Below are 25245 nucleotides of genomic sequence, written 5' to 3'. Positions count from 1 at the left end.
ATGCGAGGGCGTTGGCCGCGAAGCGGCGTCCCCGTCGCGAGCCCAGTCCTCAGGAGCCTCGCCCCCGGGGTCGCCCTCCCTGAGACCTCCCGGGGGGCCAAGCGGGCGTCCGGCCCATGCGCCCGGCCAGGGGACGCCGCGTAACGGCGTGCCCTGGCCCCAGGGGCCGCCCCGCCGCGCAGCTGGCGTCCCTCGCGGGCGTAGCCCCCACGTCCACCGCCCCCCCGGGGGGAAGAGCGGGACGGGGAGACGACCCCGCCCTCAGTTACCCCGGCCTCCAGCGCAGGCCCGCCGAGAAGCCGGCGATCCCCACCGTGTGGGGCGTGAGTCCCCCGTTCCCCCACGCCGGTTTCCGGAAGGGCAAGGCTGGGGAACAACCCCGCCCAGCCACCCCGGCGACCCGCACACCCCGCCCCGTAAAGTGGTCCGAGGGACCCCACCCCCGCCCACCAGCCGCTTCGCCGCCGCAGCGGAACCGCAGTGGACCCGTATACGCACGTCCCCGCCCGAGGAGCCTGTACCGCCATGGCCGAGTCGCACGCCGAGCACCCCGCCTACCCCGTCGGACTCCGGCTCTCCGGGCGGCGCGTCGTCGTCATCGGTGGCGGGCAGGTCGCTCAGCGCCGCCTGCCCGCGCTCATCGCCGCCGGTGCCGACATCGTCCTCGTGTCGCCCTCCGCGACGCCCTCCGTCGAGGCGATGGCCGATGCCGGCGAGATCCGCTGGGTCAAGCGGGCCTACGCCGACGGCGACCTCGCCGACACCTGGTACGCCCTCATCGCCACCTCCGACACCGACGCCAACGCCGCCGCCTCCGCCGAGGCCGAACGCACCCGCACCTGGTGCGTACGCTCCGACGACGCGACCGCGGCCACCGCCTGGACCCCGGCCACCGGCCGTTCCGAGGGCGTGACCGTCGCCGTCCTCACGGCCGGCGGCCCCGACCCCCGCCGTACCGCCGCCGTCCGTGACGCCATCGTGGAGGGCCTGCGCGACGGGACCCTCGTCGCGCCCCACCACCGCACCCGGACCCCCGGCGTCTCCCTCGTCGGCGGCGGTCCCGGCGACCCGGACCTGATCACCGTCCGCGGCCGCCGCCTCCTCGCCGAGGCCGACGTCGTCATCGCCGACCGCCTCGGCCCCCGCGACCTGCTCGACGAACTCCCGCCCCACGTCCACGTCATCGACGCAGCGAAGATCCCGTACGGCAGGTACATGGCTCAGGAGGCCATCAACAACGCCCTCATCGAGCACGCCAAGGCGGGCAAGGCAGTCGTACGGCTCAAGGGCGGCGACCCCTACGTCTTCGGCCGCGGCATGGAGGAAGCCCAGGCCCTTGCCGAGGCCGGTATCCCCTGCACCGTCGTCCCCGGCATCTCCAGCTCGATCTCCGTACCGGGCGCGGCGGGCATCCCGGTCACACACCGGGGCATCGCGCACGAGTTCACCGTCGTCAGCGGCCATGTCGCCCCCGACGACGAGCGCTCGCTGGTCGACTGGCAGGCGCTCGCCAAGCTCCGCGGCACGCTGGTCGTCCTGATGGGCGTCGACAAGATCGGCGCGATCGCGCAGACACTCATCGCCCACGGGAAGAGCCCCGAGACCCCCGTCGCCCTGGTGCAGGAGGGCACGACCGCGGCGCAGCGCCGCGTCGACGCCACCCTCGCGACCGTCGCCGAGACGGCCAGGGCCGCGGACGTACGGCCCCCGGCCGTCATCGTCATCGGCGATGTCGTCACCGTACGAGCGAGGTAACCAGCGGTAACCCAACTCCGCCGCACCCGTTGGCACCGCACCCCGAAGAAGGCAGTATCACCCTGTGGCTGATCTCATCACCGTCGAAGACCCCGACGACCCTCGCCTGCGCGACTACACCGGCCTGACCGACGTCGAGCTCCGGCGCAAGCGCGAGCCCATCGAGGGCCTGTTCATCGCCGAGGGCGAGAAAGTCATCAGACGGGCCAAGGACGCCGGTTACGAGATGCGGTCGATGCTTCTCTCCGCGAAGTGGGTCGATGTGATGCGCGACGTCATCGACGAACTCCCGGCGCCCGTGTACGCGGTCTCCCCCGAGCTCGCCGAACGCGTCACCGGCTACCACGTGCACCGCGGCGCGCTCGCCTCCATGCAGCGCAAGCCCCTGCCCACCGCCACCGACCTGCTCCAGACCGCCACCAACATCGGACAAGAACACACAGGTCAGCGCGTTGCCATCTTCGAGGACATCGTCGATCACGCCAATCTGGGGGCTGCCTTCCGCAATGCGGCCGCTCTGGGGCTGGACGCGGTCTTCCTCACTCCGCGGTGTGCTGACCCGCTCTACCGGCGGTCCGTGAAGGTGTCGATGGGGGCGGTCTTCTCGGTGCCGTGGACCCGGCTGGAGTCCTGGCCCAAGGACGTCGACCTCTTCCGCCAGCACGGCTTTGTGACCGCCGCCCTCTGCCTCGCAGAGAACTCGATCACCATCGACCAGCTCGCGTCCCGACAGATCGAGAAGCTGGCGCTGTTGCTCGGCACCGAGGGGGAGGGGCTGTCGACCGACGCCCTTCGCGCGGCCGACGAATGGGTCCGCATCCCCATGGCGGCCGGAGTGGACTCCCTCAACGTTGCCGCTGCCTCTGCCGTGGCCTTCTACGCGACGAGGCCGACGTCTGCCTGACACAGCTCGTCACGGCGAAGCACACCGCCCTCCGGCCTACAGCTGCTGCGCCGCCGCGATCCCCAGCGCCACAATCAGGGTCACCACGAAGAAGACGATGATCCGCTGCCGCAGCAGCCGCGGATTGGCCGGCCGGCGCCCCGGCGAGGTCGGACGGCTGCCGGGTCCCGGTCTGGTGCCCTGACGGCCGTTCGTACGGGAGGGAGTGCGGGGCGGCTGCGGACGGGTGCCGCCGGTGCCCGACGGACGCCGTTCCATGCGCTCGGTCCGCTCGGTCCGCTCGTTGCGCTCCGCCCGTTCCATGCGCTCGGTGCGTTCCGAGTAGCGCGAGGTCGGCCGGTCCAGATCGATGCGCTCACGCGCGCCACGCTCACGCCGGACCGGAGGCCGCGGCTCCGACAGCCCCTGCGCCTCCCTCGCCGCGATCTCCTTGAGCCGCATCGACAGTTGCAGCGTGCTGGGGCGCTCCTCGGGGTCCTTCGCCAGACAGGCCCGGACGAGCGGAGCCAGCGCGTCCGGAACCCCGTGCAGCTGCGCCTCCTCGTGCACCACCCGGTAGAGCATGACCTCGGAACTGCCGTGCCCGAAGGGAGAGTCGGCGGTCGCCGCGTACGCGAGCGTCGCGCCCAGCGCGAACACGTCCGTCGCCGCACTGACCGCCGCGCCGCGCACCTGCTCGGGTGCGAGGAAACCGGGGGAGCCCACCGCCGTACCGACATGGGTGAGCGTGCTCGCGCCCGTCGCCCAGGCGATGCCGAAGTCGATGATCCGGGGGCCCTTGGGCGAGAGCAGGATGTTCGAAGGCTTCACATCGCGGTGGACGACGCCCGCCTCGTGTACCGCGACCAGACCCTCGGAGAGCGCCGCGCCGATCGAGGCCACATCGACGGCCGCGAGCGGGCCACCCTCGGCCACCTTGTCGTGCAGGGAGGGCCCGGGGACGTACTGGGTGGCGAACCACGGGCGGTCCGCCTCCAGATCGGCGGCCACCAGCCGCGCCGTACAGCCGCCGCGGATCCGCCGCGCCGCGGAGACCTCGCGCGCGAACCGTGACCGGAACTCCTGGTCCTCCGCCAGATCCGGCCGGATCACCTTCAGGGCGACGCGCTGGCCGCGGCGGTCGGAGCCCAGATAGACGACGCCCATGCCACCCGCGCCGAGCCGTCGGTGGAGCCTGAACGAGCCGACGACACGCGGATCCTCGCGCCGGAGCCGCATCATCGCCATGTCCGTCCCCTACCTACGGTGGGGATGCCCCACCCCCGCTGCCACGGTCGTCCGTTTGACGTGGCACAGCTTACGTATCCCTGCCCCGGTGTGCTCATAGGCCGCGCCCTCGCGGCCCAGCCGATTGTCAGTGGTCGGTGCGAAACTTGAAGTGTGGTCAGGGGGACGCCGGATCCATGTTCCCGGGGCCGTGCGAGATCTCAAAGGTCCGTCGCAGAAGGGGGATTGGATCGATGAAGGGTGACCGGGTGGAGATAGTCGTGGACGCCGGGGACACGACCCGTACGTATGAAGTGGTGGCGAGCCGGGCGGGCCGCCGGGTCGAGACAGCGGTCCGCAGAGGGGTGGTGGAAGTGAGCGAAGTCACCCGAACCGGCACGGTGGTGCGGACGGCCCGCTTCATGGCCACGCGAGTGCTGGCACTGGTGGAGCAGCCGGTGCCCCGGGAGGACGTCTCGGAGTGACTTCTCCGAGAGTGAGCCCACCGAGAGCGACCCCTCCGGGAAGACCCCAAGTCCTGGGGCCGCGTCTCCACCCTGGGGAGTACACCGCCGGGCGGTGCTCATCCTCCGGGAGGCCCGGGAATCGGTACGCGGGCATGACGTCAGGGCCTCGCGGTTTGCCTAGTGTTGAGGTCAAGCGGCGGGTGTAGCACTCGTCCCCCGAGGTCAGACACCCGCCGCTGCCACATACGACAGGAGAGGGACCATGGCGGACACGGCTTGGCGGACGATGAGCCGCACGCAGGGACGCAAGGCATTCGCCGCGTTCGGCGGCAGCCCGTCCGGTACGCGCCACCCACTGGTGGCGACGGCGATGGTTCTTCCTCTGGCGGCCCTGCTGGTAGTCGTCTTCGGCGGCTGGGAAGCAGTGGTCACACAAGCGTCGTCCGTAGGCTTGATGCTGGGGCGCTGATAGGCGCCCCGGACCCGGAAGAGCGGTCCGGGTCGGGGACATCCGGCCAACAACCCCGTGGGGACGGGGGTGCGGCGGACGGCAGCGTTTGGCCGGTCAGCTGGGGAGCTGACCGGCCATCGCGCTGCCCGGGCTCGTTTCCGCGCCCTTCGCCGCCTGTGCGTGCGGCCCGGCCGCCTTGCGCCCCGGTGACCTTGCGCTGTGCCCGCGTTGCGCCACGGTCGAGTCGCGCTCTGGGCCTCAGCACAGCGAAGCCGGCGCCTGCGCCTGCGCCTGGGGGCGCGGGAGGTCAGCCCCCGCCTGACCTCCCGTCCAGGGGTGCTGGGGCAGCAGGGCGTGTTTGAGAAGTCCCTCCCCCTGGACTTCGTCCGGTGGGGGTCCCCTGGGGGCACCTCCCGTGCGAAGCCACGGGGGAGAAGCCAGGGGGAGGACCCCCAGCCCCGCGACGCCTGGCACGCGCTCCCCCAGAGCTTCGCCTGGGGGTGCCCCCACCGCCTTACGATTGCACGCACCAGACGCCGCAGGGCCCGCCCTACGGGCGGACGGGGCGCTACTTCTAAAACACGCCCTGGAAGACTCCTGAAGATCTTGCTCGGGCCGCCCGATTCACCCCGGATTGCCGGTAAATATCAATCAGATCGAACCGGTGCAACCCGGGCGCGATTTTAAGATCTTCATCGGTCTCCTAGGCCCCACCCCATATCCCCGCCCAAAGGCGCGGGAAGCGCCCGGCTTCGGGCCCTGGCAGGGCGACAGAGCAGGCCAAGCCGGAAGGAGCCGCCCGCACCACCGCCGCCCGCGACCGGTACTCGGCCTCCGCGTAGGCTCCCAGCCGAACCGCATCGCGCCGGCCAGGGACAACCGCCCAGCCGGAGCGTGCCGAACCGCCGGGGGAGACCGTGACCGCAGCCGTCGTACGCGCGCTCGCACGCGCTGCCCGTGACGCCGCCCATCTGCCCGCGCCACAGCAGAACTGCCGCGCCTGCGGCCGGGACGAGGCCGTCCTCGCGGACCGGGCCGACGGCGCCGTCGTACGGCACGGGGAGGCCGTCGCCAAGGCGCACGCCCCCGGCACCGACCCGGACGGACACCGCGCCCGGCTCGCCGTCGCCGCGCACCCCCTGCTCGCCGGGATCCTGCTGCCCCCGCTGCCACCCCCGCCCGACCACGTACGCGGCATCCGTGGCCGTCCCGTCACCACCTGGCCCTACGGCGCCCCCGTCGACCCCGAAGAGCCCGACGCCGCGCCCTGGGAGGACGCCGCCGTCCTCATCGCCCGGCTGCACTCCCTCCCGCTCGCCGAACTCCCCGTGCCCCTCCCGCCCATGCGCGGCCCCGCCAAGGCGGCCCGGGCCCACGCCCGGATGTGGGCGGCAGCCGCGCACCGCCCGGCTGCCGCCACTGCCGCCGCCACCGCCGGTGCCGTCGACCCCGCCGCCGTAGCCACCGTCCAGCGCGCCTGGGAACGCCTCCCCGCCTGGGCCCGCGACGAGGCCCCCTCGCCCCGCGACGGGACGCTGTGCCACGGCGACCTCCACCTCGGCCAGCTCGTACGCCACCCCGCCCCCGGCGGCCCCTGGCTGCTGATCGACGTCGACGACCTCGGCCTGGGGGACCCCGCCTGGGACCTGGCGCGGCCCGCTGCCTGGTACGCCGCCGGACTGCTGGCCCCGGACACGTGGCAGCGGTTCCTCGGCGCGTACAGGGCGGCACACGGCCCCGCCGTCCCCGCCGACGGCGACCCCTGGCCCCAACTCGACATCCCCGCCCGCGCCCTGACCGTGCAGACCGCCGCCCTAGCCCTCGCGAAATCCGCCGCGGAACACCGGGACCTGGACGAGGTCGAACAGATCATGATCGACGCCTGTGCCCGAATCGCGGCACTCCCGCCCGAGTTGGAGTCCCGGCCTCCGTCGTAGGCTGAGCCTCCAGTCACCGAACGGCGAGGAGCTGAGCAGACCATGCAGTGCCCCAAGTGCCACGCAGCGATGCACACGTACAACCGCAATGGCGTCCAGATCGAGCAGTGCAGCGGCTGCCGCGGGATCTTCCTCGACTACGGCGAGCTGGAGTCCCTGACCCGCCTCGAGTCCCAGTGGACGCAGCAGGCGGCCCCGCCCGTGCCCCCGGCCCCGCAGGCCTACCCGGCCGCTCCGGCCCCCGCCTGGGGCGCGCCGCAGCACGGCGGGCACCACGGCGGCCACCACCGCCAAAAGGGCTTCGGCCGGATGCTCTTCTCCTCCTGACCCTTTCTCCATCTTCTTCATCGCTTCACCGCTCCATCGAATTTCTCCTGAATCCGCTGCGGGCCCGGGTCCTCCACCCGGGCCCGCAGTCTCTGGTCATCTAGTCATGCCCATGCCAGATCTCTAAGGTTTTGGCCATGACCTTCCTCGACAGGTCCCGCACCGTCGCACCCCCGGGCTGGAGCCGCTGGCTCATCCCGCCCGCCGCGCTCTCGGTCCACCTCTCCATCGGACAGGCCTACGCCTGGAGCGTGTTCAAGCCCCCACTCGAGTCCTCGCTCGACCTATCCGGCACCGCCAGCGCCCTCCCCTTCCAGCTGGGCATCGTCATGCTCGGCCTCTCCGCCGCCTTCGGCGGCACGCTCGTCGAACGAAACGGCCCGCGCTGGGCGATGTTCGTCTCCCTCGTCTGCTTCTCCTCCGGCTTTCTGGTCGCCGCTCTCGGCGCCGCCACCCGCCAGTACTGGCTCGTCGTCCTCGGCTACGGCTTCATCGGCGGCATCGGCCTCGGCATCGGCTACATCTCCCCGGTCTCCACCCTCATCAAGTGGTTTCCCGACCGCCCCGGCATGGCCACCGGCATCGCCATCATGGGCTTCGGCGGCGGCGCGCTGATCGCATCGCCCTGGTCCAGCCAGATGCTGGAGTCCTTCGGCACGGACAGCTCCGGCATCGCCACCACCTTCCTCGTCCACGGGCTCGCCTACGCCGCCTTCATGTCCCTGGGCGTCGCCCTCGTACGCGTACCGCCCGACGGCTGGAAACCCCCGGGGTGGCAGCCCAAGGCCCAGACCCGCGCCCTGATCACCGCCGCCAATGTCTCGGCCCGCAACGCCCTGCGCACCCCGCAGTTCTGGTGCCTGTGGGTGATCCTCTGCATGAACGTCACCGCGGGCATCGGCATCCTGGAGAAGGCCGCCCCGATGATCACGGACTTCTTCGCCGGTACGTCGGCCGCAGTCACCGCCTCCGCCGCCGCGGGCTTCGTCGCCCTGCTCTCCCTCGCGAACATGACCGGCCGCATCCTGTGGTCCTCCGCCTCGGACCTGATCGGCCGCAAGAACATCTACCGCGTCTACCTCGGCGTCGGCGCGCTGATGTACCTCGCGATCGTGCAGCTCGGCAACGACTCCACCCCGCTGTTCGTCGTCTGCGCGCTGGTGATCCTCTCCTTCTACGGCGGCGGCTTCGCGACCATTCCCGCCTATCTGAAGGACCTCTTCGGCACCTACCAGGTGGGGGCCATCCACGGCCGGCTGCTCACCGCCTGGTCCACCGCGGGCGTGCTCGGCCCGCTGATCGTCAACCGGGTGGCGGACGCCCAGGAGTCCGCGGGCCGCTCGGGTCCCAGCCTCTACACGGCCTCGCTGTACATCATGATCGGGCTGCTGGTGGTGGGGTTCGCCGCCAACGAGCTCGTACGGCCCGTGCACCCGCGCTTCCACGAGCCGCAGCAGGAAGGGAGGACCCGTGAGCAGCAGCACCAGGAGTCGTAGAGCGCTCGGCGTCGCGGTCTGGCTCTGGGTCGCCGTGCCCTTCGCCTACGGCCTGTACGAACTGATCCGCAAGGCCACCCAGCTTTTCACGGGATAAGCGGGGAAGCGCGGGCACACGACAGAGCCCCCGGTCGCCGAGGCGGCCGGGGGCTCCGATCTGGTGTGCTCTGGTGCGCGATACTGGGATTGAACCAGTGACCTCTTCCGTGTCAGGGAAGCGCTCTCCCGCTGAGCTAATCGCGCGGGGGATCCTTGTGGGATCCAGTGGACGATACTGGGATTGAACCAGTGACCTCTTCCGTGTCAGGGAAGCGCTCTCCCGCTGAGCTAATCGTCCTTGGAGGTGGAGACGGGATTTGAACCCGTGTAGACGGCTTTGCAGGCCGTTGCCTCGCCTCTCGGCCACTCCACCCGGAGTACAGGGGTTCGGGAAGATCCCCCGTCGAGCGGACGACGAGATTCGAACTCGCGACCCTCACCTTGGCAAGGTGATGCTCTACCAACTGAGCCACGTCCGCCTGTCGCTCCCGGTTCACTTGCGTGTCCCGGCGACGTGTTGAACTCTAGCGGATTCCCGGGCCAGCACAAAAACGCGTTTCCGCAGCATGCTGAGGTGTGACCGGGTCGCACCAGGTCATCGGCACCGGCCGGGGCCTCGCCATGGACCGGCCCTAGACTCACAGACGTGCACGACCTCGCTCCTTTGGCGCGCTTCGGCCGCCTCGTCGCCTCCGACCTCATGGATGTCACCAGTGACCCCGAGGCCCTCGACTCGACCGGCTTCTGGGCCGTCGCCGCGGACTTCGAGGGCCGCCTGACCTGCGCTCGCTTCGGCGATGTGCGCACCGAGGCGGTGCCCGGGCCGTCGGGCAGCTGGCAGGGCCCCGCCGCCGACGCCTGGACGTCGTCGCTGGACCGCGCCGCGTACACCGCGGGCGTACGCCGTATCCGCGAGCACATCGCGGCCGGCGAGGTCTACCAGGCCAACCTCTGCCGCGTGCTGTCCGCGCCGCTGCCCGACCCGGCCGCGGCCGACGTCGACGCCCTCACCGCGCTGCTGGCGCGCGGCAACCCCGCTCCGTACGCAGGAACGATCCGGCTGCCCGCGCACGGCGTGGAGGTCGCCACCGCCTCGCCCGAGCTCTATCTGCGGCGCGCCGGGCGGGCCGTGGAGTCCGGGCCGATCAAGGGCACCGGCCGCACCGCCGAGGACCTGCAGGAGAAGGACCGCGCGGAGAACGTGATGATCGTGGACCTCGTCCGCAACGATCTGGGGCGGGTCTGCGCCACGGGCACCGTGACCGTCCCGGCGCTGTGCGCGGTCGAGGCCCACCCCGGTCTGGTGCACCTCGTCTCCACCGTGCGCGGCGAACTGACCCCCGAGGCGGGCTGGCGGGACCTGCTGGCGGCCACCTTCCCGCCCGGCTCGGTGACCGGCGCGCCCAAGTACAGCGCCCTGAAGATCATCGAGGCGCTGGAGGCGGTCCCCCGCGGCCCGTACTGCGGAGGCATCGGCTGGGTCGACGCCGACCGGCGTACGGCGGAACTCGCCGTCGGCATACGTACCTTCTGGATCGACCGCGCCGACCCCGGGGGCCCGGTGCTGCGCTTCGGCACCGGTGCCGGGATCACCTGGGGGTCCGACCCGGAGCGCGAGTGGGAGGAGACCGAGCTGAAGGCATCCCGGCTGCTCGCGGTAGCGTCGGGTGAGTACACGGGTGGGCACACCGCCGCGTACGACGCATACCACGCACACGACGCATACGAGGCAAGCGGAAGGACAGCTGGATGAAGCTCTGGGTCAACGGCGCACTGACGGACGCCGATCACGCGAGCGTGTCCGTGTTCGACCACGGGCTCACCGTCGGCGACGGCGTCTTCGAGACCGTGCAGGCGGTCCACGGACAGCCCTTCGCGCTCACCCTGCATCTCGACCGGCTGGCCCGCTCGGCCCGCGGCCTCGGTCTGCCGGACCCGGACCACGGCGAGGTGCGCCGCGCCTGCGCCGCCGTCCTGGCCGCCAACCCCATGGCGCTCGGCCGACTGCGTATCACCTACACCGGCGGCCTCTCGCCCCTCGGTTCCGACCGCGGCACCGCGGGCCCGACGCTCGTCGTCGCGCTCGGCGAGGCCAAGCGCCGCCACGACACCACCAGCGTGATCACCGTCCCCTGGGCGCGCAATGAGCGCGGCGCCCTGACCGGCCTGAAGACGACGTCGTACGCGGAGAATGTCGTCGCCCTCGCCAGGGCGCGCGAACAGGGCGCCTCCGAGGCGCTCTTCGCCAACACGGTCGGACAGCTCTGCGAGGGCACCGGCTCCAATGTCTTCGTCGTACTCGACGGGGAACTGCACACCCCGCCCCTCGCCTCCGGCTGCCTGGCGGGCATCACCCGCGCGCTGACCGTGGCATGGACGGGAGCCAAGGAGACGGACCTGCCCTTCGACGTGCTGGACCGGGCTGAGGAGATCTTCCTCACCTCCACGCTCCGCGACGTCCAGGGGGTACGGCGCGTGGACGGGCGGGAGCTCGCGGACGCGCCGGGACCGGTGACCGCCAAGGCGCTGCGGATCTTCGAGGAGCGCGCGGCGGCCGACCGGGACCCGAAAGCCCCGTAAACCTCCGTAGCGGCAGAGGCTTGGCAAAACCGCCGGCTCGGCAAAACCCCGTGACGGGCGGCCGTCGGAGAGGTAGAACACCCCTGATGACCACCACCCTGCGGCCGACCGGGCCGATCCAGCACGAAGCGGACGGCGCGGCGTCACGCACGTACCAGGTCTGCGTGAACAGCCGTCCCGTCGGCACGACCGAGCTCGCGACCCTGCCCGCCATGGGCGCCAAGGCGGGCACCATCCGCTCGCTCGGGATCGACGAACCGGACCGGCGGCGCGGACGCGGGACCGTCGCCGCGCTCGCCGCCGAGGAGGTGCTGCGCGGCTGGGGCTGCACCCAGGTACTGGTGTCCGTGCCGCCCGAGGCGACTGCGGCCCTGCGCCTGACGACCGCCCTCGGATACACCGTACGCAGCCGCAATATGCTCAAGGAACTCCCCGCTCGGCCGCCCGCGCTCCCCGCGCACGTCGAGGGCCGCCCGATGACCGAGGCGGAGTTCGTGTCGTGGCGGGAGACGGCCGTCGAGAACTACGCGCGGAGCTGGGCCGACCGCGGAATCCCGCCCGAGGTGGCGCGCGCCAAGTCCGAGGCGGAACACCGCGACATGCTGCCCGAGGGCCGCGCGACCCCCCGGACCTTCCTGAACGTCCTGGTCCATGAGGGAGCGGTCGTCGGCCACGTCTTCATCGGGCCGCGCGAGGTGCGTCCCGGTGAGCAGGGGGCGTACGTGTACGACGTGGAGGTCGCCGAGGCGCGGCGCGGTGCGGGCCACGGGCGTTCCCTGATGCTGCTCGCCGAACGCGTCGTGCTGGAGGCCGGGACGCGCCTGCTCGGACTGCACGTCTTCGCGGACAACACCCCGGCCGTCGGGCTCTACGAGTCACTCGGCTACGAAACGACCTCGGTCAACGTCTTCAAGCACCTGCTCTAGCTGCTCTGAGTGCTCTGAGTGCTGTGGACTCTCCAGGCCTAGGAGGCGAGCAGCCGGTCGGCGATCTCCTCGATACGCGCCCGCAGTCCCTCCTGGCTCTTGCCGCCGTCGAGACGCTCACCGTCGATGACGTACGTCGGCGTGCCCGTGACGCCGATCGCCTTGCCCTCGGCCTGGTCGGCGTCCACGATCAGGATGTGCCGCCCGTCGATCAGGGCGGTGTCGAACTCCTCGGCGTCCAGGCCCAGTTCCCGCGCCACTTCCAGCAGGACGGGCTCGCCCTCGGCCGCGAGGTCCGCCACGCGTGCCAGTACGGCCTCCGCGTACGGCCAGCCCTTGCCCTGTTCGGCCGCCTCCTCGGCGGCCTGGGCGGCGGCGAAGGAGTGCCTGTGCTTGTCGAGCGGGAAGTGCCGCAGCCGCAGCTCCAGCCGGTCGCCGTAGCGCTCGCGCAGGGCCCGCAGATCGTCCAGGGCGCTGCGGCAGTCCGGGCACTGAAGCTCGCACCACACATCGAGAACGGGACGAACGGGATGATCGGTGCGAATGGTGGAGTGTGCGGTGGGGGAGTCGCTCATGGGGCAAGTCTCCCAGTACCCTCCCGCGCGCCCCAACCGGGACCTGCGGAGGAGTCAATCCCGGGGATGCCCCGGATATCTTCCGGGGATCTCCCGGAGATCCCCCCTGAGGTCGTACGGGACCGTGGCCCGGACCGTGCCGGACGGTGCAGGATGGAAGGGACGTAGCCGCCCCTGCCCGCGAATGCCTGGAGGACCGGATGCTTGCCGAGACCATTTTTTCCGCGGTGTCCGCGGCGGGCCTGGGCATCGCCGCTGTCACGGCGTACCGCAAGCGTTTCCTCGCCGCGACCCGGATCGCCGCCTACTCCCTGGTGCCCATCGGTCTGGTGCTGACCGGCGCGGTCGAATGGGCCGTCGACACGGCATTCAGCCCGACCGCCTGGCTCGGCTTCGGCCTGCTCGGCGGCGCCTGGCTGCTCTTCATGAGCACCCGGGCCGTGGAGCGGCGCCGCGGCGGGACCCGTAAGGAGCGCAGGGCCGCCACCAAGGCGGCACAGCGCGAGGCGGTCGCCCCGGCGGCGTCGGCGCCCTCCCTCGGGCCGGGCAGCGCGGGCCAATCCAAGGCAGCGCAGCCCAAGGCCAAGCCGAAGGCAGCCGGCTCGGGTGACGACTTCAGCGATATCGAGGCCATCCTCAAGAAGCACGGGATCTGATCGCCGCAGGCAGGGACGCGCCACGGGAAGTGATGAACTGCCGCGCTCGCGGGGCGTGTTGATTGATCATGAGGGCGCGCTCTGCGTCATCATCACCCCGAGATGCTCGATACCTCCCGGGGCAAGGCCCCCGCACCGAGCGAAGAGCCGCGTGGCTGCCTCTTCGCGCTTTCCCAGCCACCCCTGATGATCTTTCTCGCGGTGATCGGCAGCTTGCTGCTCATGGCCGCGGTACACGATCTTTTCCTGCTGTGATGCGTATGACACCTGTCACGCCTGTGGTCCTCAGCCGGCCGCTTCCTTGCGGCGCGCGCGGTACGCGGCGACATGCAGGCGGTTGCCGCACGTGCGGCTGTCGCAGTAGCGACGGGAGCGATTGCGCGAAAGATCGACGAAGGCGCGTCCGCAGTCCGGCGCCTCACAGCGCCGCAGCCGCTCCTCCTCGCCCGCGACGACCATGAAAGCCAGCGCCATCCCGCAGTCCGCCGCGAGGTGATCGGCGACCGACGCGCCGGGTGCGAAGTAGTGCACATGCCAGTCGTAGCCGTCGTGGTCGGTGAGTTGCGGGGTGGTGCCCGCCGCCGCGACGAGCTTGTTGACCAGCGCGGCGGCGGTACGGCTGTCGGGCGCGGCGAAGATCTCCGCGAACCGTGCCCGTACGCCACGCACCGCCTTCAGGTCCCGCGGGCCGAGGTCGCCCACACCGCTGACGTTGTGGCTCCGTACGAAGTCGTACAGCCCCGCGAGATCCGCGAGTGCGTCGTCCTGTCCGCCGTCGGGTGCGGTGTTCACCAGATCGACGACGGTCTCGAGGGCGATCCGGGTGTCGTGGGGAATCAGCACGATGCACTCCCTGGCCTGGGTGCCTGCCTGCCGCGGGCCGGTGCCCGCCGAATTGCGCCGACTTTAGCCGTTGGCGGCGGGGGACCGGCCGAGAGGGAGCGCAACGGCGCCGCCACCGCGCTGGATTCCGCGGTGGCGGCGCCGTTGTCCGCCGTGTGGGGTCGTCCCGTATGTGGTTGTCCGCGCGGCGCCGTCGCCCCGAGTTTCGGACGGCGCCGTGCAGGTCTCTGTCCGGGCTCAGCCCCTCGGCCGGCTCTGGTTCAGCTCTCGGCCAGAATGTGCGAGAGCTCCGTATCGAGATCGAAGTGACGGTGCTCGGTGCCCGGAGGCACCGCGGCGTCGGTCCGCTTCAGGAACGACTCCAGGGCGCGCGCGGGCGCCTCGAGGAGGGCCTCGCCCTCCGGGGAGCTCAGGGCGATGCAGACGACGCCCTGGCCATGGCTGCGGGACGGCCAGACTCTGACGTCACCCGTGCCGGTGGGCCGGTGCAGGCCCTCGGCGAGAAGATCGCGGGCGAATACCCACTCGACCGTCTCTTCGGCTCCGGTGTGGAAAGTGGCGTGCACGGCGTAAGGATCGGCCGTGTCATACCGCAGGCCCGCGGGTACAGGCAGTGAGGACTCGCTCGATACAACGAGGCGCAGGTGCAGCTCGCAGCTGACCGTGGTGTTCATAAGCGCCAGGGCCTTTCGCTCAGTGTGCGCTCGGGGATTCGCACGTCGGCGAAATCGACATGCCACCTACGGTGCCGTTGTAAACCCCTCTGACCGTTTTGTGATCCTTCAGGTCGCTCGTACGGCGGTGCGAGACTTTCGGTTGTACCGCCATTCTGGTGACGCGACGTGATCCGGTAGGTTTGGCATCATGAATGCGGAGAGTGACGAGCGGGGAGAGCGGAGCGAAGGTGTCGCGGCGACACCTTCACGATCCGCGGCGGGGGACGCGACGCCGGACGCGGCGGCAGAGGGGCTGGTGGACGCGACGGTGGACGAGGACACGGGACTGACCGTGACCGTGACGCCGGAGCAGTTGCTCGGCTCGAAGGCACCGCACTTCATCAAGCGGTCCAGGACACTGCATCTGAGCTGGCAGGTCGGGGTCTTCGTCGTCGGCCTCGCGGTGGTCGGCGCGGGCATCGTGATGCTGCCGCTGCCGGGTCCCGGCTGGCTGGTGATCTTCGGCGGCATGGCGATCTGGGCGACCGAGTTCGTCTGGGCGCAGCTGGTGCTGCGCTGGACCAAGCGCAAGGTCACGGAGGCGGCTCAGAAGGCCCTCGATCCCAGGGTGCGGCGACGGAACATCATCATCACCACGATCGGTGTCGTGATCATCGCCGTACTGCTCGGAATCTATCTCTGGAAGTTCGGAATGGAGATGCCTTGGAAGATCAAGCAGTGACCCGGAATTTGGTCAGAGGCCGCCGCTGACATGCGGTAAAGTTTCCGGTGCGCCGGGCGATTAGCTCAGTGGGAGAGCGCTTCGTTCACACCGAAGAGGTCACTGGTTCGAACCCAGTATCGCCCACCCGGACGGAAGCCCCGGAGACTCCAAGTCTCCGGGGTTTCCGGCGTTTCAGTGCATGCGGGCGAGGGTGTTCCGCAGCTTGCGCGCGTCGCGCAGCCGCTGCTCGTACGTCGCGCCCACCCCGAGGAGCAGCAGCCCGGCCAGCGCGGGCGGCAGCCACCGGGGGAGCGCCCCGACGGCCTGTACGACGTACGGCGCGAGCTCGTGCAGCGCGACCAGCGACAGCGCCGCGCCGCCGAGCGCCAGCAGCGCCTGAAGCCGCAGCCGCGCACCGACGAGGGTCAGGACCAGGGCCGCGCCGCCGAGCGCCAGCGGACGCGCCCAGTGCTCGTCGCCCCAGGCCGCGACGAGGCTCGGCAGCAGCGTGGCGGCCAGACCGGGGCCGTACGCCGTCCACGACGACGCCTCCGGGTCGCGACGGCGGCGCAGCACGCCCACGACGAGCGCGGGGACGGTGACCGGCAGGGTGTACGCCTCCGGGGACGCGACGCCCGACGCGGCCAGCCGTACCCAGGTGGCCAGGACGAACAGCACTGCCGCGAGATATCCGGCGACGGGGCGGTGTTCGGCCCGTAGCGCCGTACCGGCGGCGATGACGCCGCAGAGCGCGAGCACGAGGGCCAGGGTCGGCCGGTGCCCGGCGGCGAGGCCCACCGCGAGCAGACCCGCCGTGGCGCCGGTGAGCTCCAGGGGCAGGGCGACGGGGTGACGGCCGAGCCGGGCGGCGAGCAGAGCCACGACGGCGGGGACGGCGAGGAGCGCCAGGGCGGCCCGGTGGGCCGGAAGCCCGGCGTCAGCGGCGACCGCACCGACGAGCCCGGTCGCGAAGACCGTGGCGGCGCAGGCGAGGAGAGCCTGCACCGGGGCGATGGCGCGGGGCGGCCGGGCGGCGGCGGCGGCTGCGGCGGCTGCCGCGAGGGCGACGACCAGGACGCCCAGCACGGCGAAGGTGGCGGGGCGGGTGGCGAGGGACAGCAGGGCGACGCTTACGGCCCCCACGAGGCCGCAGACGAGGGCGACGGCGCGGGTGGCGGTGGCGGTGGCCGTGGCCGTGGCGCGCCGGGTGGGGCGCACGGCGAGCGCCAGGGCGGCGATGGCCAGCAGCAGGTGGCAGGTCACGGCCGCCGCGTAGCCGAGATCGAGCACGGGCGGCAGCACAAGCAGCCCCGCCCACGCGAGGACAAGGCCACCACTCCTGGCGGCGGCCCACGATGCTCCGGCGACTCCCGCTCCCGCTCCCGCTCCCGGACCTGGGCCCGGGCCGGGTGCGCCGGTGGGCGGGGTCGTCGCACGGTCCGGAGCGCCCTGGCCCGGGGTACCTGCGGCTCGGCCGGAGGTACCTGCCGCGCCGGGTGCGCCGGTGGGCGGCGGCGGGGGCGATCCCGCTGCCGTGCCGGATGTCGATGCGCCGGGGCTGGACGGGGCCGCCGCCGGAGCGGGCGTCCCGCCGGGCACGGCGGCTTCCCCGGCCGCCGACAGGCCCGTGGGGCCGGGGCGGTCCGCAGCCGCATGGTCCGGAGTACCTGCGGCCTGGCCGGGTGCGCCAGTGGGCGGCGGAGGTGATCCCCGTCCCGCACCCGGCGTCGATGCGCCAAGGCTCGACGAGGTGGGACCGGGAGCGCCCGAGGGCTGTCCCGCAGCCCAGCGCAGCGAACCGGCGGAGGCCGCACTCCGGGCCGGCCACCAGCGGGAGGCCGTGGCCAGAACCGCTGCCACGATCAGCAGTACCAGCGGTGCCGCCGTTAGGCCTGACTCCGCAAGCTCCAGGCCGCCCAGTACCCCGCGCGCGTCCTCCGGCGCCCCCGACCAGATGTCGTTCAGCTGTGCCGCCGGACCCGCCAGCGTGAACACCACCAACGGCAGTGCCGAGAGCGCCGCCGCAGCGTGCACCGCGCCCGCCGCGCCGGTCAGGCCCGAGGTCAGGCCGCGCGGCAGCCCCGCCCGTACCACCGGCAACAACGCGACCGCGCACAGCAGATAGGCCAGAATCGCCCACTCCTCAGGCACCGCCGCGCGGGCTGTGCCGCCCACCGCCACGATCGCCGTGAGGCCCGCCACCACCGAGGTGACGACGGCGGCCGACGGCGCGCGCCAGGCCGCGAAGAGCGCCAGACCGGCCCCCACGAGCAGCAGTACAGCAGGCGCGAGGGCAGCGAGCGGCGTGTCGGCTGACACGGACCGCAGACAGCCGATCAGCAGCGCCCAGCCGCCCGTCACCACCGCGCCGGTCACGGCGCAGACCCGTACGGCCCCGGGCCCGCCCTGCCTGCCCCACAGCGCGACCGCGACACCGAGCGCGGCAGTCGCCAACAGAGCCCACTCCAGCGGCGGCGCGCCCGCCGAGGCGGTCAGCGACCACAGCGGAAGCGGGAGTTGAGCAGTCAACACCGCCGTCGGCAGCGGAATGCGCAGCCGGTCCAGCGAGAGCCCGTACGCGGTCCAGAGGCCGGCGAGCACCGCCGAGGCGAAGGCCGCGTAACCGAGGCCGTCGGTCTCGGGCAGGGCCACCCGGTGCAGCGCGTACGCGTCGAGCACCGTCAGCACCAGGCCCAGCGCGGCCACCGACTCGGCGGTCGATGTGAGCCGCCTGCGCAGCAGCGCGACCGGCGCGGCGAGCGCCGCGACCGTCACCGCGCCGAGCACCGCCGAGCGCCCGCCGATACCCATGTGACCCCAGCTGACCAGCGTGAACGCGATCGCGGCGATGGCCAGGAGCACCCCACCCAGGGAGAGCAGCAGGTTCTGCACGCTCGGCGCGGAGGCCTCGTGCGGCGGCGCGAAGGGCTGCGCGCCAGAGGGCCGCGCAGCCCACACAACCGGCGCGGCAGGCGGCGGCCGCATCGCAATGAGCAGCCAGGACCTACGGGCCAGCAGCTGTGCCCGACGGGCGTCCAGTTGAGCCAGCTCTCGGTCGAGGATCGCCAGTTCCTCGGCAGGTGGCGGAACGTTCTCCATAGTGCCGGAGTGTGGCCCGCGCCACACTCCACGTCATGGGCGCGGATACTCAGACGGCGCCTGAGTACGTTCCTCCCGTCCCTCCCGGGCCTTCCCGGACCCCGCAGACTTGGTGCCATGAACTGGTGCCACTACCGCTTCCGCAGCGTCTGGGATCTGACCGCCCGGCCGAACGCCGTGTACACGGTCCTCGAACGGGCCGAGGACTATCCCCTGTGGTGGCCGCAGGTCCGCGAGGTGACCCCCCTCGACGAACACACCGGCACCGCGCGCTTCCGCTCCTTCCTCCCGTACGAACTGCGCGTCACCGCTCGCGCGCGACTGCGCGACCCGGTCGGCGGGGTGCTCGAAGTGGGCCTGGCGGGCGACCTCGAAGGGTGGGCCCGGTGGACGCTGACCGCACGCTCCACCGGCACCCGGGCAATCTACGACCAGGAGGTCGAGGTCCGTAAACCGCTGATGAGGCGGCTGGCGCTACCGTGCCGCCCCGTCTTCCGCGCCAACCACGCGGCGATGATGCGCGCCGGGCGGCGAGGGCTGGCGGTGTACCTCGGGGGAGTTTGAAGGAAACCCGAGGAGGCCTGTATTGTTCAAGACGTTCCCGGGCGATTAGCTCAGTGGGAGAGCGCTTCGTTCACACCGAAGAGGTCACTGGTTCGAAACCAGTATCGCCCACCGGGAAAGGCCGGTCCGTCACTGACGGGCCGGCCTTTTTTGTCAGGCCGCAGCGGGCAGTTCGGGCCGCAGCGGCCACGCCGGATCCACCAGCTCCGGAGCGCCGTTGCGGGCGAACCACGCCTCAAGCCCGCGCGCCTGTGCCGCGTGCCACACCGCCTGCAGGGTATGCAGCTCGGCCGGTGACAGCCGGTCCATCCGCGCGGCGAAACGGCGCGCCACCGCTCGTACGACCTCCAGCGCCGCCGTCGCGTCCGAGGCCGGGTCATGGGCGTCGTCCAACTCCACCTCGTACTGCGCGCACAGATCGCTGAGCGTGCGCCGCCCCTTGCGGTAGCGGTCGAGGTGCTTGTCGAGGACCCTCGGGTCGAGCACGCACAGCGGTACGTTCTCCAGGTAGCGGCAGAGCGACGACGCGCGGTGCCGCCGCAGCTCGCGGTCGAGGATCGTCAGATCGAACGGCGCGTTCATCACCACGAGCGGGCGGGTGGCTGCGCACTGCTCGGCCAGCGTCCTGGCTATCTCTTCCATCACCGGCGCCGGCCAGCGGCCGTTGCGCTGCAGATAGTCGTCCGTGAGACCGTGCACCTCGATGGCAGCAGGTGGCACGGGGATTCCTGGATTGACCAGCCAGCGGGTAACCCGCGTCCGGCCGCCCGCCATGTCCTGGACGACGACGGCGGCCGAAACGATCCGGTCCTCCTCGACGTCCACTCCGGTCGTCTCGGTGTCAAATGCGGCCAGCGGGCCGTCATACCAGAGAGTCATCCCCGAACTCCTCGCACGCGCCTGGCAGATGCCGTCATACCTCTGCCCGAATCGGTGATACCCGCCCTGTTTGCACCGTACGCAGGCCGGTGACAACACAAATGGGGCGCAATGAAGTTGACCCCCCTTTTGCGGATGGGGCGACTGCTCCCGCACGAAACTGACGCCCCGTCGTGTAAAGGACATTGACCGGCACATCCCGGAAGGCACCAAAAGCAATGGCGCTCGCTCAGCCCGAACCTGGCGGCACCGCACGTGCCGAAGGCCGCGGAGGAGCGCTTCGACCTCAGTCGGCCCCACCGTCGCGCGGCTCGCTCGCCACCACTGCCTGCATGGAGACGCTCCAGGTGGGCTACCTGCACGCGGTCGCGGCAGCGGCCGGCTGTTCGCTTTCGCAGCCGTTCCCCGACAACGGCATCGACTGGCACGTCAGTCACAGCTCAGCCGGACACACGGTCGACGACGAAGTGACCATCAAGGTGCAGCTCAAATGCACCTATCAGGTCGCCCCGCGTCCCGCGGGCCCTGGCTTCTCCTTCACGCTGGACAACGACCACCTGGTGAAGCTGGCCCGTACGCCCGTCTCCGTACACAAAATCCTCGTGGTGATGCTCGTCCCCCGGACCCAGGACGAATGGCTGCGCGCCACCCACGACCAGCTCGATCTGCGGCACTGCTGTTACTGGATCAACCTGGCCGGCCACCCGGTGACCGGCAGGCGCAGGACCAATGTGCGGATTCCCACCTCACGGATCTTCGACGACCGGGCGCTCTGCGAGATCATGACGAGGGTGGGGACGGGAGGGAGACCCTGATGCACCGGCCATTCGACGAGTCGGTCGAGTCCCTGGAGGCGATCGAGCCCTTTGAGCCGGTCCGCTCCATCGGCTCCATCCACCAGTTGGCGCAGCCGGCCGCAGTGCCAAGCCCCTGGTACGGGAGCGGAGAGCCGGACCCGTCCCTGGTCGACCCCGTCGTCCTCGGCGCGCTGCTCGACCGGCACGGCTGGCGGCGGCGCGGCGGCGCGCCGGGGCGCTATGCGCGCTGGACACCGCCGGGGCCGCTCGCGGGCCGTACGAGCCTGCTCCTACCGGCGAGCAGATCATTCCCCGACTGCGAGGACCTGCTCGGCGAGGCGCTCACCGCGCTCAGCGCGCTCGCGCGCGGCGGCGAGCAGTCGGCCCGCGAGGTGCTGGTCGGGCTGACCGTACCCAGCGACGAGATCCGGTGGTGGCGCGATGTGCCGCCGGCGCCCTCGGGCGCGGCCTCGTGGGCCGTACAGGACCAACTGCGCTCAGCCGCCCGGCAGATGCTGATGGCCGGGGCACTCGCGGCACGCGCCCGCGCGGGCTACTACGGCGCGCGCCACCGGCGGCAGGCGCAGGCCATGCTGGAAGGGGTACTGGTGGGACCGGCGCCGGGCGGTTGCAGCTTCGCCGCGTTCATGCCCGTGGAGAGCGGCCGCGCGGTGGCGGTCCGGCTCCACCACGCGCTGCACGCCGCCCGCGAGGCCGCCGACTACCAGCGCGCGACCGGCGGCATGGAGGCTTTCGACGCGGCCGTGCGGGTGGGCGTCAGCCGGGAGCTGACGGAGGCGGTCATCGCACTCGTGCGCGGCTCGGAGGGGGCGAGCATCGCGCTGCAGTGGTCTCCCGCAGCCGGGGTGCCGAGAGGGTGCGTGGCATCGAGCGAGCCGGTGGAGTTCTCGCCGGGCGACCTGCCCGCGCTTCGCGAGGCTGGTGCACGCTACCTCCAGGACGAGCCGTCCGTGCCGGTACGGATCACGGGCACGGTGATCCGTATGCGCCGCTCGCAGCCGGACGGGTCGGGCACGGTACGGCTGCGGGTCCTGGGCGGGGCGGAGGTGCCGCACGTGCGGGTGGCGCTCGACCAGGAGTCGTACCGGACGGCGGGCCAGGCGCATCTGAGCGGGGTGCCGATCAGGCTGGTGGGGCGGCTGGAGAGCCGTGGCGGGTTCAGACGGCTGACGGGAGCGTCGGGGGTGGTGGCGGTGCGGGTGGATGAGGGGGAGCGGGAGCGGTTGCTGAAGTCGCTGCGGGAGAACTTGGAGGTTTTTGGGGGTGAGGTACGGGAGGAGTGACGGCGCGGGGTGCGGTGCGCCTGCGGCGGGCCTTTCCCCACCCCGCCCTCCCCCTACGCCTAGCGGCGTGGGTGGGGGTCCCCCAGGCCCTTTGGGCCGAGGGGGCGTACCCCCATCCCGAACTGGGGCTCCGCCCCAGACCCCCGCGCCTCAATCGCCGGCGGGGCTTGAATTGCCGGGCAATTCAAGCCCGTCCGGCGATTGAGGACACGGCCGAAGGCCGTACGGGGGTCCAGGGGGCGAAGCCCCTTGGTTACGGGAAGGGGCGGGGTGGGGAACCAACCGTTTCGCCAGGCGTCCCCCCGGCTCGGTACGATTCGTATCGCGCGTGCCATACGAGCGCGGCGCACCCCTTCAGTCAGGAGAGAACCGGTGTCAGACGTCCGTGTGACCATCCAACGCGATTCCGAGCGGGAAGAGCGCCTGGTGACGACGGGCACTACGGCGGCCGAACTCTTCGCCGGCGAGCGCACCATCGTCGCGGCGCGTATCGCGGGTGAGCTGAAGGACCTCGCGTACGAGATCAAGGACGGCGAGGAGGTCGAGCCGGTCGAGATCTCCTCCGAGGACGGCCTGAACATCCTGCGCCACTCCGCAGCGCACGTCATGGCGCAGGCGGTGCAGGACCTGTTCCCCGAGGCCAAGCTGGGCATCGGCCCGCCGGTCAAGGACGGCTTCTACTACGACTTCGACGTCAAGACTCCCTTCACTCCCGATGACCTCAAGGCCATCGAGAAGAAGATGCAGGAGATCCAGAAGCGCGGCCAGCGCTTCTCGCGCCGGGTCGTCTCCGACGAGGCCGCCCGCGAGGAGCTCGCCGACGAGCCGTACAAGCTGGAGCTCATCGGCATCAAGGGCGCGGCGTCGACCGACGACGGCGCGAACGTCGAGGTGGGCGGCGGGGAGCTGACCATCTACGACAACCTCGACGCGAAGACCGGCGAGCTGTGCTGGCGCGACCTGTGCCGTGGTCCGCACCTGCCGACCACCCGTAACATCCCGGCGTTCAAGTTGATGAGGAACGCCGCCGCGTACTGGCGGGGCAGCGAGAAGAATCCGATGCTCCAGCGCATCTACGGCACCGCGTGGCCGTCCAAGGAGCAGCTGAAGGCGCACCTGGACTTCCTCGCCGAGGCCGAGAAGCGCGACCACCGCAAGCTGGGTGCCGAGCTGGACCTCTTCTCCATCCCGGAGGAGATCGGCTCAGGTCTGGCGGTCTTCCACCCCCGCGGCGGCATAATCCGCCGGGTCATGGAGGACTACTCGAGGAAGAGGCACGAAGAGGCTGGGTACGAGTTCGTCTACACGCCGCACGCCACGAAGGGCGCGCTCTTCGAGAAGAGCGGTCACCTGGACTGGTACGCCGAGGGCATGTACCCCCCTATGCAGCTCGACGAGGGCACGGACTACTACCTCAAGCCCATGAACTGCCCGATGCACAACCTGATCTTCGACGCGCGGGGCCGGTCCTACCGTGAGCTGCCCCTGAGGATGTTTGAATTCGGGACGGTGTACCGGTACGAGAAGTCGGGCGTCGTGCACGGCCTGACCCGCGCTCGCGGCTTCACCCAGGACGACGCGCACATCTACTGCACCAAGGAGCAGATGGCGGAGGAGCTGGACTCCCTGCTCACCTTCGTGCTCGACCTGCTGCGCGACTACGGCCTGACCGACTTCTACCTGGAGCTCTCCACCAAGGACCCGGTCAAGTTCGTCGGCACGGATGAGGCATGGGACGAGGCCACGGAGGTCCTCCGCAAGGCCGCCGAGAAGCAGGGCCTGCCGCTCACTCCGGACCCGGGCGGTGCCGCCTTCTACGGCCCGAAGATCTCCGTACAGACCCGCGACGCCATCGGCCGCACGTGGCAGATGTCGACCATTCAGGTGGATTTCAACCTCCCTGAGCGCTTCGACCTCGAATACACTGCGCCCGACGGCTCCAAGCAGCGGCCGGTCATGATCCACCGAGCTCTGTTCGGTTCGATCGAGCGGTTCTTCGCTGTTCTGCTGGAGCACTACGCGGGCGCCTTCCCGGCGTGGCTGGCCCCGGTGCAGGCGGTCGGCATCCCGGTCGGCGACGCCCATATCCCGTACCTCCAGGAGTTCGCCGCAGAGGCGAAGAAGAAGGGTCTGCGGGTCGAGGTGGACGCGTCCACGGACCGCATGCAGAAGAAGATCCGCAACCAGCAGCGCAACAAGGTGCCGTTCATGATCATCGTCGGCGACGACGACATGAACGCGGGCACGGTGTCGTTCCGCTACCGGGACGGTTCGCAGAAGAACGGCATCCCCCGTGACGAAGCGATCGCCGAGCTCGTTGATGTCGTAGAGCGTCGCGTTCAGGTGTGACGTGGTCCCCGCGTAGGCGGGGATGGTCCGTCGACTTGGATCGTGCTCATCTGACAGGTGCGCTGCTCCCCGCCGCTGCGGGGATCCGAGGGGCGGTCCCATCAGGGGCCGCCCCTCGCCGCTCCTCCCATCACCCCCAGCGAATATGCTGACCCGCATGACGAGTGAGCCGGAGCAGCAGATCGGAGTCGGGACGCCTGACGCGTTCCAGCGACTGTGGACGCCCCATCGCATGGCGTACATCCAGGGGGAGAACAAGCCAACCGGCTCGGGGGCGGGTGATGGCTGTCCTTTCTGCTCCATCCCGGCCAAATCCGACGAGGACGGCCTCATCATCGCTCGCGGCGAGCGGGTGTACGCCGTACTCAATTTGTATCCCTACAACGGCGGACACCTCATGGTCGTCCCGTTCCGTCACGTCGCCGACTACACGGAGCTGGACGACGCGGAGACCGCCGAGCTTGCCCTGTTCACCAAGCGCGCGATGGTCGCGCTGCGTGCCGCCTCCGGTGCGCACGGCTTCAATATCGGCGTCAATCAGGGCGACGCCGCAGGCGCCGGGATCGCCGCGCACCTGCATCAGCATGTGGTGCCTCGCTGGGGCGGGGACACCAATTTCCTGCCCGTCATCGGCCATACGCGGGTGCTGCCGCAGCTCCTCGCGGACACCCGCAAGATGCTCGCCGACGCGTGGCCCACCGACTGACCAGC

The 25245-nt window shown here is 71.2% G+C and carries 25 protein-coding genes and 6 tRNA genes; 21 read left to right on the top strand and 10 right to left on the bottom strand.

Annotation, left to right across the window (positions count from 1 at the left end; all coding sequences use genetic code 11):
• Positions 1-525 precede the first annotated feature (525 nt).
• Together cobA and ACIHCQ_RS07475 are read left to right on the top strand one after the other, a co-directional pair.
• Positions 526-1755 carry a uroporphyrinogen-III C-methyltransferase gene (gene cobA, locus ACIHCQ_RS07480; protein WP_399658817.1) on the top strand — a complete coding sequence of 410 codons (1230 nt, stop codon included), beginning with the start codon at positions 526-528 and terminating at the stop codon, positions 1753-1755.
• Between the two features lie 64 nt (positions 1756-1819).
• The gene (locus ACIHCQ_RS07475) at positions 1820-2659 is read left to right on the top strand and encodes a TrmH family RNA methyltransferase (protein WP_399658816.1); all 840 of its coding nucleotides are present in this window, start codon (positions 1820-1822) and stop codon (positions 2657-2659) included.
• A 36-nt stretch (positions 2660-2695) separates the two neighbouring features.
• Here the strand turns inward: ACIHCQ_RS07475 and ACIHCQ_RS07470 are convergent, their stop codons facing one another.
• Entirely contained in the window at positions 2696-3886 is a 1191-nt protein-coding gene (locus ACIHCQ_RS07470; protein WP_399658814.1) for a serine/threonine-protein kinase, read from the bottom strand.
• Positions 3887-4119: 233 nt separating this feature from the next.
• Here ACIHCQ_RS07470 and ACIHCQ_RS07465 point away from each other — a divergent pair, with 233 nt between their 5' ends.
• The 6 genes from ACIHCQ_RS07465 to ACIHCQ_RS07440 all read left to right on the top strand — a co-directional run bounded on the left by ACIHCQ_RS07465 (position 4120) and on the right by ACIHCQ_RS07440 (position 8640).
• The gene (locus tag ACIHCQ_RS07465; RefSeq protein WP_399658813.1) at positions 4120-4350 is read left to right on the top strand and encodes a hypothetical protein; all 231 of its coding nucleotides are present in this window, start codon (positions 4120-4122) and stop codon (positions 4348-4350) included.
• A gap of 244 nt (positions 4351-4594) precedes the next feature.
• Positions 4595-4801 carry a hypothetical protein gene (locus ACIHCQ_RS07460; protein WP_399658812.1) on the top strand — a complete coding sequence of 69 codons (207 nt, stop codon included), beginning with the start codon at positions 4595-4597 and terminating at the stop codon, positions 4799-4801.
• 899 nt (positions 4802-5700) lie between these two features.
• Positions 5701-6720: a phosphotransferase family protein gene (locus tag ACIHCQ_RS07455; RefSeq protein ID WP_399658811.1), complete on the top strand. Its 1020-nt coding sequence runs from the start codon at positions 5701-5703 to the stop codon at positions 6718-6720.
• Positions 6721-6762: 42 nt separating this feature from the next.
• Entirely contained in the window at positions 6763-7047 is a 285-nt protein-coding gene (locus tag ACIHCQ_RS07450; RefSeq protein ID WP_399658810.1) for a zf-TFIIB domain-containing protein, read from the top strand.
• Between the two features lie 137 nt (positions 7048-7184).
• Positions 7185-8543 carry an OFA family MFS transporter gene (locus ACIHCQ_RS07445; RefSeq protein ID WP_399658809.1) on the top strand — a complete coding sequence of 453 codons (1359 nt, stop codon included), beginning with the start codon at positions 7185-7187 and terminating at the stop codon, positions 8541-8543.
• Positions 8518-8640 carry a hypothetical protein gene (locus ACIHCQ_RS07440; protein ID WP_399658807.1) on the top strand — a complete coding sequence of 41 codons (123 nt, stop codon included), beginning with the start codon at positions 8518-8520 and terminating at the stop codon, positions 8638-8640. Before ACIHCQ_RS07445 ends, ACIHCQ_RS07440 begins: the two co-directional genes overlap by 26 nt.
• Positions 8641-8711: 71 nt before the next feature.
• Here the strand turns inward: ACIHCQ_RS07440 and ACIHCQ_RS07435 are convergent.
• From ACIHCQ_RS07435 to ACIHCQ_RS07420, 4 genes are all read right to left on the bottom strand, one after another.
• A tRNA-Val gene (locus tag ACIHCQ_RS07435) sits at positions 8712-8786 on the bottom strand.
• Positions 8787-8808: 22 nt separating this feature from the next.
• Positions 8809-8880, bottom strand: a tRNA-Val gene (locus ACIHCQ_RS07430).
• 1 nt (position 8881) lies between these two features.
• A tRNA-Cys gene (locus ACIHCQ_RS07425) sits at positions 8882-8955 on the bottom strand.
• A gap of 33 nt (positions 8956-8988) precedes the next feature.
• Positions 8989-9061 (bottom strand) — tRNA-Gly (locus tag ACIHCQ_RS07420).
• A gap of 167 nt (positions 9062-9228) precedes the next feature.
• On the opposite strand from ACIHCQ_RS07420, the gene ACIHCQ_RS07415 reads away from it, so the two are divergent.
• From ACIHCQ_RS07415 to ACIHCQ_RS07405, 3 genes are all read left to right on the top strand, one after another.
• Positions 9229-10335 (top strand): chorismate-binding protein, encoded by a 1107-nt coding sequence (locus tag ACIHCQ_RS07415; protein ID WP_399658806.1) that lies wholly within the window; start codon positions 9229-9231, stop codon positions 10333-10335.
• The gene (locus tag ACIHCQ_RS07410; RefSeq protein ID WP_399658804.1) at positions 10332-11162 is read left to right on the top strand and encodes an aminotransferase class IV; all 831 of its coding nucleotides are present in this window, start codon (positions 10332-10334) and stop codon (positions 11160-11162) included. Before ACIHCQ_RS07415 ends, ACIHCQ_RS07410 begins: the two co-directional genes overlap by 4 nt.
• An 86-nt stretch (positions 11163-11248) precedes the next feature.
• Positions 11249-12088, top strand: a complete 840-nt coding sequence (locus ACIHCQ_RS07405; protein WP_399658803.1) for a GNAT family N-acetyltransferase — start codon at positions 11249-11251, stop codon at positions 12086-12088.
• A gap of 38 nt (positions 12089-12126) precedes the next feature.
• On the opposite strand, the gene ACIHCQ_RS07400 is transcribed toward ACIHCQ_RS07405, so the two are convergent.
• The gene (locus ACIHCQ_RS07400) at positions 12127-12663 is read right to left on the bottom strand and encodes a DsbA family protein (RefSeq protein WP_399658801.1); all 537 of its coding nucleotides are present in this window, start codon (positions 12661-12663) and stop codon (positions 12127-12129) included.
• 200 nt (positions 12664-12863) lie between these two features.
• On the opposite strand from ACIHCQ_RS07400, the gene ACIHCQ_RS07395 reads away from it, so the two are divergent.
• On the top strand, positions 12864-13319 hold the full coding sequence (locus ACIHCQ_RS07395) for a hypothetical protein (RefSeq protein WP_399659164.1): 456 nt from the start codon (positions 12864-12866) through the stop codon (positions 13317-13319).
• 102 nt (positions 13320-13421) lie between these two features.
• Entirely contained in the window at positions 13422-13574 is a 153-nt protein-coding gene (locus tag ACIHCQ_RS07390) for a hypothetical protein (protein WP_399658799.1), read from the top strand.
• 30 nt (positions 13575-13604) lie between these two features.
• Here the strand turns inward: ACIHCQ_RS07390 and ACIHCQ_RS07385 are convergent, their stop codons facing one another.
• Positions 13605-14162, bottom strand: coding sequence for a CGNR zinc finger domain-containing protein (locus tag ACIHCQ_RS07385; RefSeq protein WP_399658797.1), 558 nt, complete (start codon positions 14160-14162; stop codon positions 13605-13607).
• A gap of 260 nt (positions 14163-14422) precedes the next feature.
• Positions 14423-14836 carry an SsgA family sporulation/cell division regulator gene (locus ACIHCQ_RS07380; protein WP_003959770.1) on the bottom strand — a complete coding sequence of 138 codons (414 nt, stop codon included), beginning with the start codon at positions 14834-14836 and terminating at the stop codon, positions 14423-14425.
• A 190-nt stretch (positions 14837-15026) separates the two neighbouring features.
• Here ACIHCQ_RS07380 and ACIHCQ_RS07375 point away from each other — a divergent pair, with 190 nt between their 5' ends.
• Together ACIHCQ_RS07375 and ACIHCQ_RS07370 are read left to right on the top strand one after the other, a co-directional pair.
• Positions 15027-15560 (top strand): TIGR02611 family protein, encoded by a 534-nt coding sequence (locus ACIHCQ_RS07375; protein ID WP_399658796.1) that lies wholly within the window; start codon positions 15027-15029, stop codon positions 15558-15560.
• Between the two features lie 54 nt (positions 15561-15614).
• Positions 15615-15686: transfer RNA gene (locus ACIHCQ_RS07370), tRNA-Val, on the top strand.
• Between the two features lie 48 nt (positions 15687-15734).
• Here the strand turns inward: ACIHCQ_RS07370 and ACIHCQ_RS07365 are convergent.
• Positions 15735-18641: an SCO7613 C-terminal domain-containing membrane protein gene (locus tag ACIHCQ_RS07365; protein ID WP_399658794.1), complete on the bottom strand. Its 2907-nt coding sequence runs from the start codon at positions 18639-18641 to the stop codon at positions 15735-15737.
• A 117-nt stretch (positions 18642-18758) separates the two neighbouring features.
• Here ACIHCQ_RS07365 and ACIHCQ_RS07360 point away from each other — a divergent pair, with 117 nt between their 5' ends.
• On the top strand, positions 18759-19205 hold the full coding sequence (locus ACIHCQ_RS07360; protein WP_399658792.1) for an SRPBCC family protein: 447 nt from the start codon (positions 18759-18761) through the stop codon (positions 19203-19205).
• 39 nt (positions 19206-19244) lie between these two features.
• Positions 19245-19316, top strand: a tRNA-Val gene (locus ACIHCQ_RS07355).
• 42 nt (positions 19317-19358) lie between these two features.
• Here the strand turns inward: ACIHCQ_RS07355 and ACIHCQ_RS07350 are convergent.
• The gene (locus ACIHCQ_RS07350; RefSeq protein WP_399658790.1) at positions 19359-20084 is read right to left on the bottom strand and encodes a 3'-5' exonuclease; all 726 of its coding nucleotides are present in this window, start codon (positions 20082-20084) and stop codon (positions 19359-19361) included.
• A gap of 218 nt (positions 20085-20302) precedes the next feature.
• Here ACIHCQ_RS07350 and ACIHCQ_RS07345 point away from each other — a divergent pair, with 218 nt between their 5' ends.
• From ACIHCQ_RS07345 to ACIHCQ_RS07330, 4 genes are all read left to right on the top strand, one after another.
• Positions 20303-20899, top strand: a complete 597-nt coding sequence (locus ACIHCQ_RS07345; protein WP_399658789.1) for a DUF4365 domain-containing protein — start codon at positions 20303-20305, stop codon at positions 20897-20899.
• The gene (locus ACIHCQ_RS07340; protein ID WP_399659162.1) at positions 20896-22185 is read left to right on the top strand and encodes a hypothetical protein; all 1290 of its coding nucleotides are present in this window, start codon (positions 20896-20898) and stop codon (positions 22183-22185) included. Before ACIHCQ_RS07345 ends, ACIHCQ_RS07340 begins: the two co-directional genes overlap by 4 nt.
• 372 nt (positions 22186-22557) lie before the next feature.
• Entirely contained in the window at positions 22558-24534 is a 1977-nt protein-coding gene (gene thrS, locus ACIHCQ_RS07335) for a threonine--tRNA ligase (RefSeq protein WP_399658787.1), read from the top strand.
• Positions 24535-24679: 145 nt separating this feature from the next.
• Positions 24680-25240 carry an HIT family protein gene (locus tag ACIHCQ_RS07330; RefSeq protein WP_399658786.1) on the top strand — a complete coding sequence of 187 codons (561 nt, stop codon included), beginning with the start codon at positions 24680-24682 and terminating at the stop codon, positions 25238-25240.
• Positions 25241-25245 lie beyond the last annotated feature (5 nt).

It is taken from the genome of Streptomyces sp. NPDC052236 (assembly GCF_044548015.1).
Classification (GTDB): Bacteria; Actinomycetota; Actinomycetes; order Streptomycetales; family Streptomycetaceae; genus Streptomyces.
Note: the sequence above shows the minus strand (reverse complement) of the source record. Positions and strands in the feature narration are given on the sequence as shown.

What these genes read in the sequence shown, in the direction of transcription:
- cobA (WP_399658817.1), top strand. Translation starts at nt 526, where the DNA reads ATGGCCGAGTCGCACGCCGAGCACCCCGCCTACCCCGTCGGACTCCGG.
- ACIHCQ_RS07470 (WP_399658814.1), bottom strand. Translation starts at nt 3,886, where the DNA reads ATGGCGATGATGCGGCTCCGGCGCGAGGATCCGCGTGTCGTCGGCTCG.
- ACIHCQ_RS07465 (WP_399658813.1), top strand. Translation starts at nt 4,120, where the DNA reads ATGAAGGGTGACCGGGTGGAGATAGTCGTGGACGCCGGGGACACGACC.
- ACIHCQ_RS07460 (WP_399658812.1), top strand. Translation starts at nt 4,595, where the DNA reads ATGGCGGACACGGCTTGGCGGACGATGAGCCGCACGCAGGGACGCAAG.
- ACIHCQ_RS07450 (WP_399658810.1), top strand. Translation starts at nt 6,763, where the DNA reads ATGCAGTGCCCCAAGTGCCACGCAGCGATGCACACGTACAACCGCAAT.
- ACIHCQ_RS07445 (WP_399658809.1), top strand. Translation starts at nt 7,185, where the DNA reads ATGACCTTCCTCGACAGGTCCCGCACCGTCGCACCCCCGGGCTGGAGC.
- ACIHCQ_RS07410 (WP_399658804.1), top strand. Translation starts at nt 10,332, where the DNA reads ATGAAGCTCTGGGTCAACGGCGCACTGACGGACGCCGATCACGCGAGC.
- ACIHCQ_RS07405 (WP_399658803.1), top strand. Translation starts at nt 11,249, where the DNA reads ATGACCACCACCCTGCGGCCGACCGGGCCGATCCAGCACGAAGCGGAC.
- ACIHCQ_RS07400 (WP_399658801.1), bottom strand. Translation starts at nt 12,663, where the DNA reads ATGAGCGACTCCCCCACCGCACACTCCACCATTCGCACCGATCATCCC.
- ACIHCQ_RS07395 (WP_399659164.1), top strand. Translation starts at nt 12,864, where the DNA reads ATGCTTGCCGAGACCATTTTTTCCGCGGTGTCCGCGGCGGGCCTGGGC.
- ACIHCQ_RS07390 (WP_399658799.1), top strand. Translation starts at nt 13,422, where the DNA reads ATGCTCGATACCTCCCGGGGCAAGGCCCCCGCACCGAGCGAAGAGCCG.
- ACIHCQ_RS07380 (WP_003959770.1), bottom strand. Translation starts at nt 14,836, where the DNA reads ATGAACACCACGGTCAGCTGCGAGCTGCACCTGCGCCTCGTTGTATCG.
- ACIHCQ_RS07375 (WP_399658796.1), top strand. Translation starts at nt 15,027, where the DNA reads ATGAATGCGGAGAGTGACGAGCGGGGAGAGCGGAGCGAAGGTGTCGCG.
- ACIHCQ_RS07365 (WP_399658794.1), bottom strand. Translation starts at nt 18,641, where the DNA reads ATGGAGAACGTTCCGCCACCTGCCGAGGAACTGGCGATCCTCGACCGA.
- ACIHCQ_RS07360 (WP_399658792.1), top strand. Translation starts at nt 18,759, where the DNA reads ATGAACTGGTGCCACTACCGCTTCCGCAGCGTCTGGGATCTGACCGCC.
- ACIHCQ_RS07350 (WP_399658790.1), bottom strand. Translation starts at nt 20,084, where the DNA reads ATGACTCTCTGGTATGACGGCCCGCTGGCCGCATTTGACACCGAGACG.
- ACIHCQ_RS07345 (WP_399658789.1), top strand. Translation starts at nt 20,303, where the DNA reads ATGGCGCTCGCTCAGCCCGAACCTGGCGGCACCGCACGTGCCGAAGGC.
- ACIHCQ_RS07330 (WP_399658786.1), top strand. Translation starts at nt 24,680, where the DNA reads ATGCTGACCCGCATGACGAGTGAGCCGGAGCAGCAGATCGGAGTCGGG.